Source organism: Paraburkholderia sp. A1RI_3L (assembly GCF_048957895.1).
GTDB classification, from domain to species: domain Bacteria; phylum Pseudomonadota; class Gammaproteobacteria; order Burkholderiales; family Burkholderiaceae; genus Paraburkholderia; species Paraburkholderia kururiensis.
Window position 1 is genome coordinate 39584 of the sequence record NZ_JARCHA010000001.1, and the last position, 19695, is coordinate 59278.

Here is a 19695-nt window from a genome sequence, read left to right on the forward strand (position 1 = left end):
CGCATAACAACGGGACGCTGCCACTCTCAGGCGCGCTCCACTTCGACGAGGCAGTCGTAGAACGTTGCCGAGCGGCCCAGATCCGTCAACGCCTGGCTCGTAACCTGGTTGGCGTTGCAGCCATCCGGCGCCAACTTTTTCCACCAGATCGACAGGCCGACAACGACACCCTCGCGCGCCCGGTCCGTCACGCGGGCGCGGGCATGCAGCACGCCGCGGTCGTTGAAGATACGCAACTCGTCGCCTTCGGCGATACCCCGCGCCGCGGCATCCGCAGGATGGATGTCGAGATGGGGCGAGCCTTCGGTGGAGCGCAAGCTCTCGACGTTGACGAACGTACTGTTCAGAAAGTTGCGCGCTGGCGGCGAAATCATGGCGAGCGGATAGCGGGCTGCGAGCTCCGGCGAGCCGTCGGCCGATTCGTGGGGTGGCAGATAGTCCGGCAGCGGATCGATACCTTCTTTTGCAAGACGATCGCTAAAGAATTCGCACTTGCCGGAAGGTGTTCGGAAGCCACCGTTGGCAAAAGGCGCATCGGGCAAGGCGAGTTCGACCCAACCCGTTGTCTTTAACGATTCCCAGCTCACGCCCGTGAGAGCAGGATCGTCCCAACGGTAGGCGACTGCGGCCACGGCTTCGTCGCTGTCGTAGAGCGCCGGCTCCGTGAGCTTCATGCGGCGCGCGATGCCGCGGAAGATCTCCGTATTCGCGCGAGCCTCGCCGACCGGCGGGATCGCCGGAAGATTCGCCATCACGTAGGTGTGGCCGTACGACTTGTGAATGTCGAGGTGCTCTAGCTGCGTCGTGGCCGGAAGCAGCAAATCGGCGTAGTCCGCCGTATCGGTCTGGAACTGCTCGAGCACGATGGTGAAGAGGTCCTCGCGGGCGAAACCCTTCGCGACCCGCGCGGAGTCCGGCGCGACCGCGACCGGATTCGAGTTGTAGACCACGATCGCTTCTACCTTCGGCCCGAATTCCCCGTCACCAGGATGCAGCAGCGTGTTGCCGATCTCGTTCATATTGACGACACGCGGCAGTTTCGATGGCCAGCCCGGCATCAGATCGGGACGCTCCAGCGCGTGGTTATTGACCGGCGACCAGCCCGACGACGAAAGCAACAATCCACCCGCGCGATGCCGCCATGCACCCGTGAGCGACGGCAGGCACGCGATTGCGCGCACCGCGTTGCCTCCCCCGCGTACGCGTTGGAGCCCATAGTTCGCGCGGATAGCGGCTCGTTTGGTCGACCCATAGACGCGCGCGAGGTCAATGACCGTTTGCTCCTCGATACCGCACACACGGGCAGCGCGATCCGGTGTCCACTTGAGGGCGCGGGCCTTCAGTTGCTCGAATCCGTGTGTGTGCTCGCCGATGTACGCGTGATCGAGCCGGTCTTCGGTGATCAGCACGTGCATCATACCGAGCGCGAGCGCGGCGTCCGTGCCCGGCTTGAGCTGGACGTGCTGATGGCATTTTTCGGCGGTCAGCGAGCGGTAGGGGTCGATCGCAATGAGCTTCGCGCCGTTGCGCTTCGCCTCCTGCATGCGTGTCCATACATGCAGGTTCGACGCGATAGGATTACCGCCCCAGATCAGGATGACCTCGGCTTCCGAGAAGAACTCGCTGTGCATGCCGATGCTGGCGCCATAGGTATAGCGCAAACCGGCCGCACCGGCAGCCGAGCAAATGGTGCGGTCCAGCCGCGACGCCCCGAGCTTGTGAAAGAAGCGCTGGGCGATACTCTCTCCCTGCACGAGTCCCATCGTGCCCGCGTAGCTGTATGGAAGAATCGCTTCGGGCGCCCGGGCCGCAATTTCGGAGAGCCGGGCTGCAGCGATCGAGTAAGCCTCGTCCCAACTGACCGGCTCGAAACGACCTTCCCCCTTGCGGCCGACCCGCTTCATTGGCACCGTCAAGCGATCACGGTGATGGACGCGCTCCGCGTATCGACTCACCTTCGTGCACAGCACGCCTTGTGTGGGCGGATGATCCGGATCGCCCACCACCTTGATCGCGCGCCCATTTTCGACGGTGACCCGCATCGCGCAGGTATCGGGGCAATCATGAGGACAAACGGCGCGGGCAAATTCTGCTGGAGCATTCATATGGACGGACCCGGAAGGTATTGCGAATACCGAAGCGATGATTTTATTACGTTCTGCTCGCGTGCCAGATCAGCCACAAGGGGGATTCCGGCGGAAAAATCGGTGGGGCGTAGAATGGTCCGATCTGTCGCGGCGCCAGCCGCGCTTCACGAGACATCAAGACGAAAGCCATGAGATTGATCCCCGAAATCGAGGCCGCGCGCGGCGAAATTCAAACCCTTCGACGAACGATTCACGCTCACCCCGAGCTGCGCTACGAGGAGACACGGACAGCCGACCTCGTTGCAAACAGATTGACCGAGTGGGGCATCGAGGTTCACCGTGGCCTAGGCAAAACGGGGGTAGTGGGCGTCCTGAAGCGCGGTAACGGAACGCGCTCTGTTGGACTGCGAGCCGATATGGACGCCCTGCCGATACATGAACTCAACAGTTTCGCGCATCGGTCTCGCAACGAAGGGAAGATGCACGCCTGCGGACACGACGGGCACACCGCGATGCTGCTAGGCGCGGCTCGCCACCTCGCAAAACATGGTGAGTTTGATGGAACGATCGTGTTTATCTTTCAACCGGCCGAAGAAGGCGGAGCCGGCGCACAGGCGATGATCGACGACGGCTTGTTCATCAAGTTTCCCGTCGATGCGGTGTTCGGCATTCATAACTGGCCCGGCCTACCAGAAGGACATTTCGGCGTGAGGGAAGGACCGATCATGGCGTCGAGCAACGAGTTCCGCATCGACATCAAGGGCGTTGGGTCTCACGCGGCACTTCCGCACAACGGCCGCGATCCTGTGTTCGTTGCGGTACAGATCGCCAACGGTCTGCAAAGCATCGTCACGAGAAACAAGAAGCCGCTCGACACGGCAGTGCTTTCAATCACTCAAATCCATGCTGGCGACGCCGTCAACGTTGTTCCAGATGACGCGTGGCTAGCCGGCACAGTCCGAACGTTTACGACCGAAACGCTGGATCTGATCGAAACGCGCTTGCGGAAGATCGCGGAAAGTACGGCAGCAGCGTACGACTGCGACGTGACGATAAGCTTCCATCGCAACTATCCGCCTACGGTGAATAGCAGCAAAGAAACTCAATTTGCCGCCAGCGTAATGACAGAAGTGGTTGGGGCAGAAAATGTCGAAAGCAACGTAGAGCCAACCATGGGTGCTGAGGACTTTTCCTTCATGTTGCTCGCCAAACCCGGTTGCTATGCATTCCTCGGGAATGGAGACGGCGGGCATCGGGAAGCAGGACATGGCGTCGGGCCTTGTATGCTGCACAACGCGAGCTACGACTTCAACGACGCACTGCTTCCGGTAGGCGCGACCTATTGGGTGCGGCTAGCCACACAGTTTCTATTGCAATGCGAGTGAGTAAGCGCTCAGCGTGTGTGAACGTTCCGGACCGATTTAACTGCTAATAGTGCCTCAAGGACCTAAGCGACCTACGAGGCGCGGATGGTTTCGCCTTGGTATGGGCTTGCTGGGGCTGGAGATGCGGGAGGTTTTGGGGCTGCCAGTGGGGATTGGTCGAGGCGTGGTTCAGGAGGGAAGCGCTGGCCCAAAGCAGAAGACCCCGCCATATGGGTGGCGGGGTCTTTGCGGGGTAAGGAGCCTGACGATTACCTACTTTCACACGGGCAATCCGCACTATCATCGGCGTGGAGTCGTTTCACGGTCCTGTTCGGGATGGGAAGGGGTGGGACCGACTCGCTATGGTCATCAGGCATGACGGGTTGCTGCGTCGCGTGGGCGGGGCCGGTATGAGGCCCGGCTGCGGCGCAGCCAATCGGGAAGCAGCGTATGTAACTGTGGGGTTGTGACTGGGCACAACGCGCAACTGTAGCGGTGTGCTGAAACACACCGGTTATAGGATCAAGCCTTACGGGCAATTAGTACCGGTTAGCTTAACGCATTACTGCGCTTCCACACCCGGCCTATCAACGTCCTGGTCTTGAACGACCCTTCAAGGGGCTCGAAGCCCCGGGGAAGTCTCATCTTGAGGCGAGTTTCCCGCTTAGATGCTTTCAGCGGTTATCTCTTCCGAACATAGCTACCCGGCGATGCCACTGGCGTGACAACCGGTACACCAGAGGTTCGTCCACTCCGGTCCTCTCGTACTAGGAGCAGGCCCCCTCAAACTTCCAGCGCCCACGGCAGATAGGGACCAAACTGTCTCACGACGTTTTAAACCCAGCTCACGTACCTCTTTAAATGGCGAACAGCCATACCCTTGGGACCGGCTACAGCCCCAGGATGAGATGAGCCGACATCGAGGTGCCAAACACCGCCGTCGATATGAACTCTTGGGCGGTATCAGCCTGTTATCCCCAGAGTACCTTTTATCCGTTGAGCGATGGCCCTTCCATACAGAACCACCGGATCACTATGACCTGCTTTCGCACCTGCTCGACTTGTCGGTCTCGCAGTCAAGCACGCTTATGCCATTGCACTATCAGCACGATTTCCGACCGTACCTAGCGTACCTTCGTACTCCTCCGTTACGCTTTGGGAGGAGACCGCCCCAGTCAAACTGCCTGCCATGCACTGTCCCCGATCCGGATTCACGGACCTGGGTTAGAACCTCAAACAAGCCAGGGTGGTATTTCAAGGTTGGCTCCACGCAGACTGGCGTCCACGCTTCACAGCCTCCCACCTATCCTACACAGACCGGTTCAAAGTCCAATGCAAAGCTGCAGTAAAGGTTCATGGGGTCTTTCCGTCTAGCCGCGGGTAGATTGCATCATCACAAACACTTCAACTTCGCTGAGTCTCGGGAGGAGACAGTGTGGCCATCGTTACGCCATTCGTGCAGGTCGGAACTTACCCGACAAGGAATTTCGCTACCTTAGGACCGTTATAGTTACGGCCGCCGTTTACCGGGACTTCAATCAAGAGCTTGCACCCCATCATTTAATCTTCCGGCACCGGGCAGGCGTCACACCCTATACGTCCACTTTCGTGTTTGCAGAGTGCTGTGTTTTTATTAAACAGTCGCAGCCACCAGTTTATTGCAACCCCTTCACCCTTCCGGCGCAGGCCGGTCAAGCTACCAGGGCGTACCTTATCCCGAAGTTACGGTACCAGTTTGCCGAGTTCCTTCTCCCGAGTTCTCTCAAGCGCCTTAGAATACTCATCTCGCCCACCTGTGTCGGTTTGCGGTACGGTCAACGTGAAACTGAAGCTTAGAGGCTTTTCCTGGAACCCCTTCCAGTTGCTTCGCTTCCGAAGAAGCTCGCGCCACACCCTTGAATTGCGTGCCCGGATTTGCCAGGGCACCTTCTCCAATGCAGCGACCGGGACTTCCAACACCCGGACAACCTTCCGCGATCCGTCCCCCCATCGCATTTCACGCCGGTGCAGGAATCTTGACCTGCTTCCCATCAGCTACGCATTTCTGCCTCGCCTTAGGGGCCGACTCACCCTACGCCGATGAACGTTGCGTAGGAAACCTTGGGCTTACGGCGAGGGGGCCTTTCACCCCCTTTATCGCTACTCATGTCAGCATTCGCACTTCCGATACCTCCAGCACACCTTCCGGTGCACCTTCGCAGGCTTACGGAACGCTCTCCTACCATGCGAGCAAGCTCGCATCCGCAGCTTCGGTACATGGCTTAGCCCCGTTACATCTTCCGCGCAGGACGACTCGATCAGTGAGCTATTACGCTTTCTTTAAAGGGTGGCTGCTTCTAAGCCAACCTCCTGACTGTTTTAGCCTTCCCACTTCGTTTCCCACTTAGCCATGTTTGGGGACCTTAGCTGGCGGTCTGGGTTGTTTCCCTCTTGACACCGGACGTTAGCACCCGATGTCTGTCTCCCGTGATTGCACTCTTCGGTATTCGGAGTTTGCTATGGCGAGGTAATCCGCAATGGACCCCTCAACCATGACAGTGCTCTACCCCCGAAGGTGATACACGAGGCACTACCTAAATAGTTTTCGGAGAGAACCAGCTATTTCCAGGTTTGTTTAGCCTTTCACCCCTATCCACAGCTCATCCCCTGACTTTTCAACGTCAGTGGGTTCGGCCCTCCAGTACGTGTTACCGCACCTTCAGCCTGGCCATGGATAGATCACCTGGTTTCGGGTCTACACCCAGCGACTGGACGCCCTGTTCGGACTCGCTTTCGCTACGCCTGCCCTATACGGTTAAGCTCGCCACTGAATGTAAGTCGCTGACCCATTATACAAAAGGTACGCCGTCACCCCTTTCGAGGCTCCGACTGTTTGTATGCATGCGGTTTCAGGATCTGTTTCACTCCCCTCCCGGGGTTCTTTTCGCCTTTCCCTCACGGTACTGGTTCACTATCGGTCGATCACGAGTATTTAGCCTTGGAGGATGGTCCCCCCATCTTCAGACAGGATTTCACGTGTCCCGCCCTACTTGTCGTACACCCAGTTCTTCCAACCTGTTTTCGCCTACGGGGCTATCACCCGCTATGGCCGCACTTTCCAGAGCGTTTGGCTAACAGTTCAGATAAAGAGTACAGGCTGCTCCCATTTCGCTCGCCACTACTCTGGGAATCTCGGTTGATTTCTTTTCCTGCGGCTACTTAGATGTTTCAGTTCGCCGCGTTCGCTTCACATGGCCTATGTATTCAGCCACGGATACTCCAGAAGGAGTGGGTTTCCCCATTCGGACATCTCCGGATCAAAGCTTGTTTGCCAGCTCCCCGGAGCTTTTCGCAGGCTACCGCGTCCTTCATCGCCTGTGATCGCCAAGGCATCCACCACATGCACTTGTTCGCTTGACCCTATAACGGGTGTGTCTCTTCCCACACAGGGAACAGACCTCGACCGCTACAGGTTGAGTTTTAGCGTTGTGCCGTATTCCAATGCCATCCTTCGATGGCCCTGAGATACTTTCGATACAATCACAACCCTGACTGACCTACTCACGCCCATCTCACAAGGCGCTTTCGCATCAGTCAAATTACTGCTGCTTCCTGATTGTTAAAGAACGACAGCGACATCAACCTCATGCCGTCTGGCTGGCAGTCGCCAGGGCGCAGTACCCGTGTCTCACCGACACTGCGCGCTGGGGACTGGTGGAGGCAGACGGGATCGAACCGACGACCCCCTGCTTGCAAAGCAGGTGCTCTCCCAGCTGAGCTATGCCCCCCTCACCGACTCCTGCAGGGGACTGCCCGTCACAGACAAAGTTGGTGGGTCTGGTTGGATTCGAACCAACGACCCCCGCCTTATCAAGACGGTGCTCTAACCGACTGAGCTACAGACCCCTGAGTCTGTCATTCATACAGCCGACAAGTGTGAGCGCTCTGACTTTGGACGCGCTGCTCTGGAAAGGAGGTGATCCAGCCGCACCTTCCGATACGGCTACCTTGTTACGACTTCACCCCAGTCATGAATCCTGCCGTGGTGACCGTCCTCCTTGCGGTTAGACTAGCCACTTCTGGCAAAACCCACTCCCATGGTGTGACGGGCGGTGTGTACAAGACCCGGGAACGTATTCACCGCGGCATGCTGATCCGCGATTACTAGCGATTCCAGCTTCATGCAGTCGAGTTGCAGACTGCAATCCGGACTACGATCGGTTTTCTGGGATTGGCTCCACCTCGCGGCTTCGCAACCCTCTGTTCCGACCATTGTATGACGTGTGAAGCCCTACCCATAAGGGCCATGAGGACTTGACGTCATCCCCACCTTCCTCCGGTTTGTCACCGGCAGTCTCCCCGGAGTGCTCTTGCGTAGCAACTGGGGACAAGGGTTGCGCTCGTTGCGGGACTTAACCCAACATCTCACGACACGAGCTGACGACAGCCATGCAGCACCTGTGTTACGGCTCCCTTTCGGGCACCCCCACCTCTCGGCAGGGTTCCGTACATGTCAAGGGTAGGTAAGGTTTTTCGCGTTGCATCGAATTAATCCACATCATCCACCGCTTGTGCGGGTCCCCGTCAATTCCTTTGAGTTTTAATCTTGCGACCGTACTCCCCAGGCGGTCAACTTCACGCGTTAGCTACGTTACTAAGGAAATGAATCCCCAACAACCAGTTGACATCGTTTAGGGCGTGGACTACCAGGGTATCTAATCCTGTTTGCTCCCCACGCTTTCGTGCATGAGCGTCAGTATTGGCCCAGGGGGCTGCCTTCGCCATCGGTGTTCCTCCACATCTCTACGCATTTCACTGCTACACGTGGAATTCCACCCCCCTCTGCCATACTCCAGCGCTGCAGTCACCAATGCAGTTCCCAGGTTAAGCCCGGGGATTTCACATCGGTCTTACAGCACCGCCTGCGCACGCTTTACGCCCAGTAATTCCGATTAACGCTCGCACCCTACGTATTACCGCGGCTGCTGGCACGTAGTTAGCCGGTGCTTATTCTTCCGGTACCGTCATCCACCAGGGGTATTGGCCCCGATGATTTCTTTCCGGACAAAAGTGCTTTACAACCCGAAGGCCTTCTTCACACACGCGGCATTGCTGGATCAGGGTTGCCCCCATTGTCCAAAATTCCCCACTGCTGCCTCCCGTAGGAGTCTGGGCCGTGTCTCAGTCCCAGTGTGGCTGGTCGTCCTCTCAGACCAGCTACGGATCGTCGGCTTGGTAGGCCTTTACCCCACCAACTACCTAATCCGCCATCGGCCGCCCCTTGAGCGCGAGGCCCGAAGGTCCCCCGCTTTCCTCCTCAGAGCGTATGCGGTATTAATCCGGCTTTCGCCGGGCTATCCCCCACTCCAGGATACGTTCCGATGTATTACTCACCCGTTCGCCACTCGCCGCCAGGCCGAAGCCCGCGCTGCCGTCCGACTTGCATGTGTAAGGCATGCCGCCAGCGTTCAATCTGAGCCAGGATCAAACTCTTCAGTTCAAACCTGTTACTGTCTCTGTCCGTCTCCGGACAGGTCGCTCAACTCGGTACTGACAGGTCGTGAATTGCTTCACTTCCTATTCCTTACCGTGTGAGACTCTTGATACCTTTGCTTGCCCGGCAACATAACGTCACCGGGGCACGCCGCCATCAAGCGCCCACACTTATCGGCTGTAAGTTTTTAAAGATCGTTCGCACCGCCACCAGAGTCACTTCCCTCCAGCACCGCCTGCGTCGCTGCATCAGCAGCAGAGAAACGAGATTATGAAGACTTCCGGGTCAGCCGTCAACAGGTTTTTTACCAGTTTTTTACCACTTCCCAACCCGCCAACTTCACCACCATCGCCCGGAACGCCCCGCCACGCGGGCCTTCCCGTCTCCCCGCGCCCCGTTTCCCGGAGCGCGAAAGAGCGAGATTCTAGTCACCTCCCGCGCCCGTGGCAAGCAGTTTTTTTAGGCGGCACCTTTAACGGTGTTTGAACACCGGCTTGCGCTTCTCCACGAACGCCGCCATGCCTTCCTTCTGGTCTTCTGTCGCGAACAACGAATGGAAAAGCCGGCGTTCGAAGTGAACGCCTTCGGCCAGCGTCGTCTCGTATGCCCGATTGACCGACTCCTTCACCATCATCACAGCCTGCAAAGGCATTTCCGCGATCGTGGTTGCCGCCGCCATCGCCTCGTCGATCAACGACGCAGCCGGAATCACCCGCGATACAAGGCCTGCCCGCTCCGCCTCTTCAGCATCCATGAAGCGTGCCGTGAGGCACATGTCCATCGCCTTTGCCTTCGACACAGCGCGCGGCAAGCGCTGTGTGCCGCCCGCACCCGGCATGATGCCCAGCTTGATCTCCGGTTGCCCGAACTTCGCCGTATCAGCAGCAAAAATGATGTCGCACATCATCGCCAGCTCGCACCCGCCGCCAAGCGCAAAACCCGCCACAGCCGCAATGATCGGCTTGCGGATCGATCGCACGCTCTCCCAGTTCCGCGTGATGTAGTCGCCTTTGTAGACGTCCATGAAGCTATACGTGGCCATCATGCCGATGTCCGCACCGGCCGCGAATGCTTTCTCGCTACCCGTCACCACGATCGCGCCAATGCCTTCGTCCGCATCGAAAGTGCGCAGCGCCTCGCCCAGTTCATCCATGAGCGCGTCGTTGAGTGCGTTCAATGCCTTAGGTCGATTCAACGTAACGAGACCCACCCTGCCGCGGGTTTCCACCAGGATGTTTTCGTATGCCATGCGTCCTCCGTTTTCAAAGTGACGCGCGAACAAAACGTTTCGCGCAGAAATTTGATTGATGCTAACATTTGCCAACCAACCGGTCGGTCAATTAATTGACACGGACTCATCTAACGCCTATCTTCTTTCGCCCGCCATGACACACCCGCTCTTCAGCAGACACGAAGCCACGCTTCAAAAGGCGCTGACCGCCATCGGGACACGCGGCTACTGGAGTCCGTTCGCCGAAATGCCCAGCCCCAAAGTGTACGGGGAAACGGCGAGTGCGGACGGTGAAGCGGCATTCAAGGCCCACCTGAATCGGGCCTTCCCGCTGGACCAGCCCTCGACGGGCGATACCGTCGGCAGCGAAGCTTCTCCATTCGGTTTTGCCCTCGGTATTCGTTACCCCCGTTCCGAGCCGGACCAGTTGATCGCAGCGGCCGCCAGCGCACAGAAGAGCTGGCGCGATGCAGGCCCGACGGCATGGGTCGGAGTGAGCCTCGAAATTCTCGTCCGGCTGAATCGCGCAAGCTTCGAAATCGCTCATAGCGTCATGCATACGACCGGGCAAGCCTTCATGATGGCGTTCCAGGCAGGCGGCCCCCACGCACAGGACCGTGCGCTCGAAGCGGTCGCATACGCGTGGGACCAGCTGCGCCGCATTCCGGCCACCGCCTACTGGGAAAAGCCACAAGGCAAGAACCCGCCGCTCGCGATGCACAAGCGCTATACGATCGTCCCGCGCGGCACGGGTCTTGTCCTCGGCTGCTGCACGTTTCCGACCTGGAACGGCTACCCAGGCCTGTTCGCCGACCTGGCGACTGGCAACACGGTCATCGTCAAGCCCCATCCGGGCGCGATTCTGCCGCTTGCCATCACCGTACGCATCGCGCGCGACGTGCTGCGCGAAGCGGGCTTCGACCCAAATGTCGTCACGCTGCTCGCCACGGCTCCCGACGATGGCGCGCTCGTCCAGGCGCTGGCTCAACGCCCCGAAATCAAACTGATCGACTTCACGGGCAGCACGCAAAACGGCACATGGCTCGAGCGGCACGCGCCGCAAGCACACGTCTTCACCGAGAAGGCCGGTGTCAACCAGGTCGTGATCGACTCAGTCGACGACATCAAGGCAGCCACGCGCAACATCGCCTTCTCGCTCGCGCTTTACTCCGGTCAGATGTGTACGGCGCCCCAAAACATTTACATCCCGCGCAACGGCATCCGGACCGCCGAGGGAACGTTGAGCTTCGACGACGCGGCCGCTGCGATAACGTCAGCCGTCGAGAAGCTCGTTGCCGATCCCGCGCGGGCGGTCGAGGTGCTGGGCGCCATCCAGAACGAGGGCGTCAAGCGCCGCATCGATGAAGCGCGCAAGCTCGGCCGCTTGTTGGTGGACAGCCGAGCGCTCGAACATCCTCAGTTTCCCGAAGCCCGCGTCTGCACGCCGCTCGTCCTTCAGCTCGATGCCGCAAAGGACGCCGCAACGTTCACCCACGAATGGTTCGGGCCCATCGCGTTCGTCATCGCCACCGACTCCACCGCGCAGTCGCTCGAACTCGCGGGGTCCATTGCACGCGATCACGGCGCGTTGACGCTCTCCGTATACAGCACCGACGACGCCGTGATCGAAGCAGCGCAAGAGGCTTCGATCGAAGGCGGCGTTGCTCTCTCGATCAATCTGACGGGCGGCGTATTCGTCAACCAGTCTGCGGCGTTCTCGGATTTCCACGGCACTGGGGCCAATCCCGCCGCCAACGCCGCCCTGACCGACGCGGCTTTCGTCGCGAACCGATTCCGCGTCGTTCAAAGCCGGGTTCATGTTGAACCCAAAGCACCGACTGCGGAAGTCGGCAAGACGGCCTAGGCCATCCGGCCGAATAGCCCGCGCGCTACGGGCTCCCTATACAGGCTCCCTAATATGAACGAGCCGACGAACTGGCGCCTTGCCCGGTTCGCGCTCACGCAGGAATGAACCCACGATGACCGACGCCTTCATCTGCGACGCAATCCGCACACCGTTTGGCCGCTATGGCGGCGCCCTCAAGGACGTGCGCGCCGACGACCTCGCTGCCGTGCCCATCAAGGCGCTCATCGCGCGCAATCCCGGCGTGGCATGGCAAACAATCGACGACGTACTGTACGGCTGCGCCAACCAGGCCGGCGAAGACAACCGGAACGTCGCGCGCATGGCAGCGCTGCTTGCCGGCCTGCCGGTCGATGTGCCCGGCGGCACGCTGAACCGGCTCTGCGGGTCGGGCCTCGACGCCGTGGGCAGCGCCGCCCGAGCCATCAAGGCAGGCGAGGCGCAACTCATGATTGCGGGTGGCGTAGAAAGCATGACCCGCGCGCCTTTCGTGATGGGCAAGGCTGCGTCGGCCTTTGCCCGCGAAGCAAAGATCTACGACACGACCATCGGCTGGCGCTTCGTCAATGAGTGGATGAAACGCGAATATGGCGTGGACTCCATGCCCGAAACCGCCGAAAACGTGGCGGTGCAGTTCGGCATCAGTCGCGCCGACCAGGACGCCTTCGCACTACGCAGCCAGCAAAAGGCCGCACGCGCCCAACAAGATGGCACGCTCGCCGAAGAAATCGTCCCGGTCGAAATCCCGCAGAAAAAGGGCGACCCGATACGCGTGAGCCTGGATGAACACCTACGCAGCACGACGCTGGAAGCGCTTGCCAAACTGAAAGGCGTCGTCCGGCCCGACGGTACGGTAACGGCCGGCAACGCGTCGGGCGTGAACGACGGCGCGTGTGCATTGCTGCTCGCCAGCGCCAAGGCCGCCGACCAGTACGGGTTGCGCCGGCGCGCGCGGGTCATCGGTATGGCGACGGCCGGTGTGGAGCCGCGCATCATGGGCATCGGCCCCGCGCCCGCCACCAAAAAGCTGCTCGCCCAAACCGGGCTCTCGCTCGATCAATTCGACGTCATCGAACTCAACGAAGCCTTTGCGTCGCAGGGTCTCGCCGTATTGCGCCTTCTCGGCCTTCGCGATGACGATCCCCGTGTCAATCCAAACGGCGGGGCGATTGCGCTGGGTCATCCGCTCGGGGCATCAGGCGCGCGGCTCGTCACCACCGCCCTTCACCAACTGGAACGCACGGCGGGCCGCTTCGCGCTCTGCACCATGTGCATCGGCGTCGGTCAGGGCATTGCGCTTGCCATCGAACGCATTTAACGGCACCAGGACGCCACAGCCAACGCAGCGGAGACAAGGAGGCAACCGATGTCCTACGAAGCGATCCGCGTCGAATTCGACGCATCCACGCACGTTGCAACGCTCACACTGAACCGGCCGGACAAGCTCAACAGCTTTACGCGGGCCATGCATCTCGAAGTGACAGGCGCGCTCGACGAAGTGATGGGTGCCAACGCTCGCGCACTCATTCTGACGGGCGCGGGCCGCGCGTTCTGTGCCGGGCAGGATCTCGCCGATCTGGACTTCACGCCCGGCGCCATGACCGACCTCGGCGCCCTGATCGAAGAGCACTTCAACCCGCTCGTGAAAAAAATCCAGTCACTGCCGATGCCCGTCGTCGCTGCCGTCAACGGAACCGCTGCCGGCGCCGGCGCGAACCTCGCGCTCGCTTGCGACATCGTGCTGGCCGCAAGATCCGCAAGCTTCATCCAGGCATTCGTGAAAATCGGCCTCGTACCGGACTCGGGCGGCACCTGGTTTCTGCCACAGCGGGTCGGCATGGCGCGCGCGCTCGGGCTCGCCATGACGGGCGAGCGCCTCGGCGCCGAAAAGGCCGAAACCTGGGGGCTCATCTGGCAAGCCGTCGACGACGCCGATTTGCCGTCCGCGGCCATTCGCCTGGCCACAGAACTTGCCCAACAGCCCACGCGTGCCATCGTCGCCACGAGGCAGGCCATGCGGCAGGGCTCGGGGCATACCCTCGAGCAGCAACTGGACCTGGAACGCGACCTGCAGCGCGAACTGGGCAACTCGCACGACTACATGGAAGGCGTACAAGCCTTCATGGAAAAACGCGCGCCGCGCTTCCAGGGCCGCTGACATGTCCTCAATTCATTACCCGCACCCGCCCATGACGCCCGACGAACTCGCCCTCGCCACCGCCCAGTCGATGTACGAAGCCGACGCATGCAGCCGCGCGCTCGGCCTCGAATTGCTGGAAGTACGAGCCGGCTACGCGCGCATGCGCATGACCGTGCGGCCCGACTTCCTCAATGGACATCGCATCTGCCACGGCGGCCTCATCTTCACGCTCGCCGACTCTACCTTTGCGTTCGCCTGCAACTCGTACAACATCAGCACAGTCGCGTCTGGCTGTTCGATTGAATTCCTGCGGCCTGTGCAACCCGACGAAGTCCTGACCGCCGAAGCAACGGAACAGGTGCTGAACGGACGCACGGGCATCTACGACATTCGCGTGACGAACCGCGCGGGCGAAACCGTCGCGATGTTTCGCGGCAAGTCCGCACAGATTCGCGGCCAGGTCATACCGGTTCCCGAATAACGCAGCGAGGCCGAACCGAATCAGCCCATCCAGGCCCGCCGCACACAACGGGCCCTGTGCTGATTGTTTCGCCGCACGAGCCGCCTACTATTCATAAAGCACCCAGGAGACATCGATGACTACCCCGCTGCCGCTCGACCCCATTGAAACGGCGAGCCGCGACGAACTCGCCGCATTGCAGCTGTCGCGGCTGAAATGGTCGCTCGCGCACGCCTACGAAAACTCGCCGGTGTACCGGCGCAAGTTTGACGAAGCAGGGGTACACCCCGCGGAGCTCAAAACGCTCGCCGACCTCGCGCGCTTTCCGTTCACGACCAAGCAGGATCTGCGGGACAACTACCCGTTCGGGATGTTCGCGGTGCCTCAGGATCAGATCGCGCGAATTCATGCATCGTCGGGCACCACCGGCAAACCGACCGTAGTCGGCTATACGGCGCGCGATATCGATACCTGGGCCGGACTCGTCGCCCGTTCGATCCGCGCGGCCGGCGCACGGCGCGGCGACAAGGTGCACGTGAGTTACGGCTACGGGCTCTTCACAGGCGGCCTCGGCGCACACTACGGTGCCGAACGCGCGGGCCTCACGGTCATCCCGTTTGGCGGCGGCCAGACCGAAAAGCAGGTGCAGCTGATTCAGGACTTCAAACCCGACATCATCATGGTGACGCCGAGCTACATGCTCTCCATCGCCGACGAACTCGAACGGCAAGGCGTGGACCCGGCGAAATGTTCGCTGCGCATCGGCATCTTCGGCGCCGAGCCTTGGACCAACGACATGCGCAAGGCCATTGAAGAACGCATGGGCATCGAGGCCGTGGACATCTACGGCCTATCGGAAGTCATTGGGCCGGGCGTTGCGTCGGAATGTGTCGAAACCAAGGATGGCCCGACGATCTGGGAAGACCATTTCTACCCCGAGATCATCGACCCGGAAACAGGCGAAGTGCTGCCCGAAGGCGAATTCGGCGAACTCGTCTTCACCTCGCTCACCAAGGAAGCGCTGCCCATCGTCCGTTACCGCACGCGCGACCTCACACGTCTACTTCCCGGCACCGCGCGCACCATGCGCCGCATGGAAAAGATCACGGGCCGCTCGGACGACATGATGATCATCCGCGGCGTCAACGTATTCCCGACGCAGATCGAGGAGCTGCTGTTGAAGCAGCACGCGCTCGCGCCGTATTACCAGATCGTGCTGACCAAGGAAGGACCGCTCGACGTCATGACGGTCAACGTCGAGCCGTGCCCGGAGACTGCGCCCGACTCCACCGTTCTGCGAGCTGCGAAAGAAGCGCTCACCTACGACATCAAGGCGTTGATCGGCGTGAGCGCGGTGGTCAACGTGCTAGCCGTGAATGGAATCGAGCGCTCGGTTGGAAAGGCGCGGCGCGTAGTGGATAAACGGCACGCCAGCCGCTGAGTGAACCGGCAGACCGGCCGGTGGTGGCCGGTGGTGGTGCAGGCACGGGAAGCGGCAAGCCGCCGGGCTTTACCGCGCCGCCACCGCCGCAGCATCCGCGTTGGGAAACAGCAGCCACATCCTGCCCGTCTGCTTCATCCTGCCGGCCAGGTCGCCGGCCTCGTCGCCAAGGCCCCAGAAGTAGTCGGCCCGCACGCCGCCTTTGATTGCCGTACCCGTGTCCTGCGCAAACACGAGGCGATTCAGCGGCGCGTTAGTCATGGGCCGCGTGGTCTGAAGAAACACCGGTGTGCCGAGCGGGATAGACGAGGGGTCCACCGCGATGGAGCGCTCCGGTGTGAGCGGCACGCCGAGCGCACCCACCGGACCATCGGCACCGCCCTGCGCCATGCCTTCGGCCGAAGGCATCTCGCGGAAAAATACGAAGCGCGGATTGGTATCGAGCAGCGCATCGACGCGAGACGGATTCGCGCGCGCCCAGGCCTTGATGCCCTGCATGGTGGCCTGCGCGGGCGTGATCTCGCCGCGGTCCAACAACCAGCGTCCAATGGACTTGTACGGCTGGTTGTTCGTACCGCCGTAGCCCACGCGCATCACGCTGCCGTCTTCCATCACGATTCGACCGGAGCCCTGCACCTGCAGGAAGAACGCTTCGATGGGGTCGTCGACCCACACCAGTTCGTTGCCGTTCAGGATGCCCGAGCGCTCGAGTTGCGCGCGCGACGGCAGCGCAGCACCCGGCCGCACGCTCGCGGGCCAGCGGTAGAGCGCCGTCTGGTACACGCCGTGACGCGTACGCGAGCCGCGCAGCAGTGGTTCGTAGTAGCCAGTCACGAGACCATCGAGCGTGCCGTCGTTGTTCGAAAACTGGAACGGCGTGAAATACGTTTCGAAGAATTTGCGGGCGGTCGTCACGTCGAGATCGTCGATCTGCGCTGCGGCGGCGCAGACGCGTTGCCAGCGCGAATCGCGCGCGAGCCGCGTGCAGTTCTGCCGCAGCGCAGCCGTCACGCCGATCAGCGAATCGTCCTCCCAGCCTGCCACCTGTTGCCAGGCCACGGGCGTGAGGCGCGTCGCCGCAATCTGGCCGGGGACGATCGCGGCGCCCGTGGGCGGTGCCGTCTTCAGCGGCGGACGCCCGCCGCACGAGGCCAGCAAGACCGCGATCGAAACCGCGCCGGCCCACTGCGCGGCACGCTGGGCAAACCGCATACAATGCCTGCTCTTGATGGAAGCCGCCATGTCCGATCTGTTCGACGAATACCCCATGCTCGTTTTCGCGCTGGAGTCGCTCCTCGCGCTGTTCCTCTTGATCTTCATCGTTGTCTGGACCGCGTCGGGCAAGAAGAAGCATAAGCGCGCCGAGCACGACAAACCACGCAACTAGTCGGCACGCTGCGCTGCGGGCCGCCCTTCAATGCAGCGTGCGCGGCATGCGCAACACGAATTCCGGAACGGTCGCGTCGAACCGTTCACCGTCTTCCGCCACGCAGAAGTACTCTCCGCGCATCGTGCCCACCGGCGTGGCGATCACCGCCCAGCTCGTGTACTCGAACTGCTCGCCAGCCTTGAGCAACGGCTGCTGCCCGACCACGCCAAGCCCCTTCACTTCCTGCACGTGATTGTCGCTGTCGGTGATCACCCAGTGGCGCGCAATCAACTGGGCCGTCACCTGTCCCGTGTTGCGGATGGTGAGCGTGTAAGCGAACGCGTACTGGCGGCGATCCGGGTCCGACTCTTCGGGAAGGTAGCGCACCTGCGCCGATACGCTGAATTCGTACTGGCTCATCCTGATTCCGGTGTGGTGAAGAAGCCGGGAGCGTGCCCGGCGCCGCCTGCCGCAACGTCTTGGCGGGACTGGCCCGGCGGGCTGCGGCGGCAGATTCGATCTGGTTTCGCATTCTGCTTGATGCCGCCACGCCCCGCAACCGGACAAAACAGCGGGCAGAACGGCGAGATAAGCGCGGCAGGCAAGGCCAGCGGCATTTCTACCGCGCTCACCGCCGGGGCCCGCCACGATCCGCCACGGTCCGTCGCCGCCGGGGCACGTCCGCCCTCCTTCCCTGCCCCGCCGCCCGCGCAACGGTAAAATGACGCCTTTCGATTCGCCCTTTCCCATCACGTCATGACGCAATTCCGCATCGCTCCCAGCATCCTGTCCGCAGACTTCGCGCGGCTCGGCGAAGAAGTCCGCAACGTTGTCGCCGCCGGCGCCGACTGGATTCACTTCGACGTGATGGACAACCACTACGTGCCCAACCTGACGATCGGCCCGCTCGTGTGCGAGGCAATTCGCCCGCACGTCCAGGTGCCGATCGACGTGCATCTGATGGTGCGCCCCGTCGACCGCATCGTGCCCGACTTCGCCAAGGCCGGCGCGAATCTGATCAGCTTCCATCCCGAAGGTTCGGACCACATCGACCGCACGCTCTCGCTGATCCGCGATCACGGCTGCAAGGCGGGCCTCGTGTTCAACCCGGCCACGCCGCTCAACTACCTCGACCACGTGATGGACCGGGTCGACCTCGTGCTGATCATGTCGGTGAACCCGGGCTTCGGCGGCCAGTCGTTCATTCCCGAAGCGCTCAACAAGCTGCGCGAGGCACGCCGCCGCATCGACGCCTATCGCGACAAGACCGGCCGCGAGATTCACCTCGAGGTGGACGGCGGCGTGAAGGTGGACAACATCGCGGAAATCGCGGCAGCCGGAGCGGACACCTTCGTGGCCGGCTCGGCGATCTTCGGCAAGCCCGACTACCGCGCCGTCATCGACGACATGCGCGGCGCGCTCGCCACCGTGAAGCACGGCCAGTAATGCGCGCGCCTACCTTCACGGCGCCGCGCATCGAAGCCGCGATCATCGACCTCGACGGCACGATGGTCGATACGGCCGACGACTTCGCCGCGGGCCTCAACGGCATGCTGGCGCAGCTCGACGCGGAAGAAACCTCGCGCGAGGAAGTGGTCGGCTACGTCGGCAAGGGCTCGGAGCATCTGATCCGCAGCGTGCTCGCGCCGCGCTTCGCCGAAGACGAAGCGCAAAGCCGCTTCGACGAAGCTCTCGCGCTCTACCAGGACGAGTACGCACGCATCAACGGCCGTTACACGCGGCTCTATCCCGAAGTGGAAGCGGGCCTTGTCGCGATGCGCGACGCCGGCCTGAAGCTCGCCTGCGTCACCAACAAGCCGCACCGTTTCGCCATCGAACTGCTGCGGCAATATGGCCTCTTCGACTACTTCAGCGTGATCCTGGGCGGCGACAGCGTGGCGCGTAAAAAGCCCGATCCGCTGCCCATGCTGACGGCGTGCACCGCGCTCGGCGTGGCGCCGCAGGTCGCGGTGGCTATCGGCGACTCGGAAAACGATGCGCTCGCGGGCCGGGCGGCCGGCATGGCGACGCTCACCGTGCCCTACGGCTACAACCATGGCCAGCCTGTACACAAAATCGATTCGGATGGTATAGTCGCCACGTTGCTCGACGCCGCCAAGGCGATCGCGGCGCACAATTCACCGACTTGAACAGTCCTTCCTCATGTTTCTGAATAAAAAACGGAGTCTGAGCAGCATCGACCGGGGAGCATGGCCCTGGCGTCGCTGGTCGCACTAACCTCTGCTGAGGTACGCTGAAGCTCGTC

12 protein-coding genes, 2 tRNA genes and 3 rRNA genes are annotated in these 19695 nt (G+C 61.4%); 8 read left to right on the forward strand and 9 right to left on the reverse strand.

Features of this window, described 5'->3' with window-relative positions; all coding sequences use genetic code 11:
* Positions 1-26: 26 nt before the first annotated feature.
* A complete protein-coding gene (locus tag PXJ20_RS00175; protein ID WP_421029899.1) occupies positions 27-2105 on the reverse strand; it encodes a molybdopterin-containing oxidoreductase family protein in 2079 nt (692 codons plus the stop codon).
* Between the two features lie 170 nt (positions 2106-2275).
* On the opposite strand from PXJ20_RS00175, the gene PXJ20_RS00180 reads away from it, so the two are divergent.
* Positions 2276-3472, forward strand: coding sequence for a M20 aminoacylase family protein (locus PXJ20_RS00180; protein WP_421029900.1), 1197 nt, complete (start codon positions 2276-2278; stop codon positions 3470-3472).
* A gap of 239 nt (positions 3473-3711) precedes the next feature.
* Here the strand turns inward: PXJ20_RS00180 and rrf are convergent.
* The 6 genes from rrf to PXJ20_RS00210 all read right to left on the reverse strand — a co-directional run bounded on the left by rrf (position 3712) and on the right by PXJ20_RS00210 (position 10173).
* Positions 3712-3825: ribosomal RNA gene (gene rrf, locus PXJ20_RS00185) — 5S ribosomal RNA — on the reverse strand.
* Between the two features lie 144 nt (positions 3826-3969).
* A 23S ribosomal RNA gene (locus tag PXJ20_RS00190) occupies positions 3970-6850 on the reverse strand.
* A gap of 292 nt (positions 6851-7142) precedes the next feature.
* A tRNA-Ala gene (locus tag PXJ20_RS00195) sits at positions 7143-7218 on the reverse strand.
* A 41-nt stretch (positions 7219-7259) separates the two neighbouring features.
* Positions 7260-7336 (reverse strand) — tRNA-Ile (locus PXJ20_RS00200).
* A 63-nt stretch (positions 7337-7399) separates the two neighbouring features.
* Positions 7400-8930: ribosomal RNA gene (locus tag PXJ20_RS00205) — 16S ribosomal RNA — on the reverse strand.
* The 16S, 23S and 5S rRNA genes sit together here with 2 tRNA genes alongside, the layout of an rRNA operon.
* 466 nt (positions 8931-9396) lie before the next feature.
* Positions 9397-10173 (reverse strand): enoyl-CoA hydratase, encoded by a 777-nt coding sequence (locus tag PXJ20_RS00210; RefSeq protein WP_017776103.1) that lies wholly within the window; start codon positions 10171-10173, stop codon positions 9397-9399.
* 136 nt (positions 10174-10309) lie between these two features.
* Here PXJ20_RS00210 and paaN point away from each other — a divergent pair, with 136 nt between their 5' ends.
* From paaN to paaK, 5 genes are all read left to right on the forward strand, one after another.
* Positions 10310-12019 (forward strand): phenylacetic acid degradation protein PaaN, encoded by a 1710-nt coding sequence (gene paaN / locus PXJ20_RS00215; RefSeq protein WP_421030951.1) that lies wholly within the window; start codon positions 10310-10312, stop codon positions 12017-12019.
* A gap of 115 nt (positions 12020-12134) precedes the next feature.
* Positions 12135-13337 carry a 3-oxoadipyl-CoA thiolase gene (gene pcaF / locus PXJ20_RS00220; protein ID WP_413212569.1) on the forward strand — a complete coding sequence of 401 codons (1203 nt, stop codon included), beginning with the start codon at positions 12135-12137 and terminating at the stop codon, positions 13335-13337.
* A 48-nt stretch (positions 13338-13385) separates the two neighbouring features.
* Positions 13386-14177, forward strand: coding sequence for a 2-(1,2-epoxy-1,2-dihydrophenyl)acetyl-CoA isomerase PaaG (paaG, locus tag PXJ20_RS00225; protein WP_421029901.1), 792 nt, complete (start codon positions 13386-13388; stop codon positions 14175-14177).
* Position 14178: 1 nt separating this feature from the next.
* On the forward strand, positions 14179-14640 hold the full coding sequence (gene paaI, locus PXJ20_RS00230; protein ID WP_126879625.1) for a hydroxyphenylacetyl-CoA thioesterase PaaI: 462 nt from the start codon (positions 14179-14181) through the stop codon (positions 14638-14640).
* 115 nt (positions 14641-14755) lie between these two features.
* A complete protein-coding gene (gene paaK / locus PXJ20_RS00235; protein ID WP_017776108.1) occupies positions 14756-16060 on the forward strand; it encodes a phenylacetate--CoA ligase PaaK in 1305 nt (434 codons plus the stop codon).
* Positions 16061-16129: 69 nt separating this feature from the next.
* Here the strand turns inward: paaK and PXJ20_RS00240 are convergent, their stop codons facing one another.
* Together PXJ20_RS00240 and apaG are read right to left on the reverse strand one after the other, a co-directional pair.
* Positions 16130-17380: a murein transglycosylase A gene (locus PXJ20_RS00240; protein WP_126879626.1), complete on the reverse strand. Its 1251-nt coding sequence runs from the start codon at positions 17378-17380 to the stop codon at positions 16130-16132.
* Between the two features lie 94 nt (positions 17381-17474).
* On the reverse strand, positions 17475-17849 hold the full coding sequence (gene apaG, locus PXJ20_RS00245) for a Co2+/Mg2+ efflux protein ApaG (RefSeq protein ID WP_017776111.1): 375 nt from the start codon (positions 17847-17849) through the stop codon (positions 17475-17477).
* 336 nt (positions 17850-18185) lie between these two features.
* Between apaG and rpe the strand changes: the two genes are divergently transcribed.
* Complete coding sequence (rpe, locus tag PXJ20_RS00250) at positions 18186-18875, forward strand: ribulose-phosphate 3-epimerase (RefSeq protein WP_126879627.1); 690 nt, start codon at positions 18186-18188, stop codon at positions 18873-18875.
* Complete coding sequence (locus tag PXJ20_RS00255; protein WP_126879628.1) at positions 18875-19579, forward strand: phosphoglycolate phosphatase; 705 nt, start codon at positions 18875-18877, stop codon at positions 19577-19579. The genes rpe and PXJ20_RS00255 overlap by 1 nt, the downstream gene beginning before the upstream one ends.
* Positions 19580-19695: the final 116 nt, after the last annotated feature.

Bases quoted from the DNA above. Each gene is read 5' to 3' on its own strand.
- PXJ20_RS00210 (WP_017776103.1), bottom strand. From the start codon at position 10,173: ATGGCATACGAAAACATCCTGGTGGAAACCCGCGGCAGGGTGGGTCTC.
- paaN (WP_421030951.1), top strand. From the start codon at position 10,310: ATGACACACCCGCTCTTCAGCAGACACGAAGCCACGCTTCAAAAGGCG.
- rpe (WP_126879627.1), top strand. From the start codon at position 18,186: ATGACGCAATTCCGCATCGCTCCCAGCATCCTGTCCGCAGACTTCGCG.
- paaG (WP_421029901.1), top strand. From the start codon at position 13,386: ATGTCCTACGAAGCGATCCGCGTCGAATTCGACGCATCCACGCACGTT.
- PXJ20_RS00240 (WP_126879626.1), bottom strand. From the start codon at position 17,380: ATGAAGATCAAGAGGAACAGCGCGAGGAGCGACTCCAGCGCGAAAACG.
- apaG (WP_017776111.1), bottom strand. From the start codon at position 17,849: ATGAGCCAGTACGAATTCAGCGTATCGGCGCAGGTGCGCTACCTTCCC.
- paaI (WP_126879625.1), top strand. From the start codon at position 14,179: ATGTCCTCAATTCATTACCCGCACCCGCCCATGACGCCCGACGAACTC.
- PXJ20_RS00175 (WP_421029899.1), bottom strand. From the start codon at position 2,105: ATGAATGCTCCAGCAGAATTTGCCCGCGCCGTTTGTCCTCATGATTGC.
- paaK (WP_017776108.1), top strand. From the start codon at position 14,756: ATGACTACCCCGCTGCCGCTCGACCCCATTGAAACGGCGAGCCGCGAC.
- PXJ20_RS00255 (WP_126879628.1), top strand. From the start codon at position 18,875: ATGCGCGCGCCTACCTTCACGGCGCCGCGCATCGAAGCCGCGATCATC.
- pcaF (WP_413212569.1), top strand. From the start codon at position 12,135: ATGACCGACGCCTTCATCTGCGACGCAATCCGCACACCGTTTGGCCGC.
- PXJ20_RS00180 (WP_421029900.1), top strand. From the start codon at position 2,276: ATGAGATTGATCCCCGAAATCGAGGCCGCGCGCGGCGAAATTCAAACC.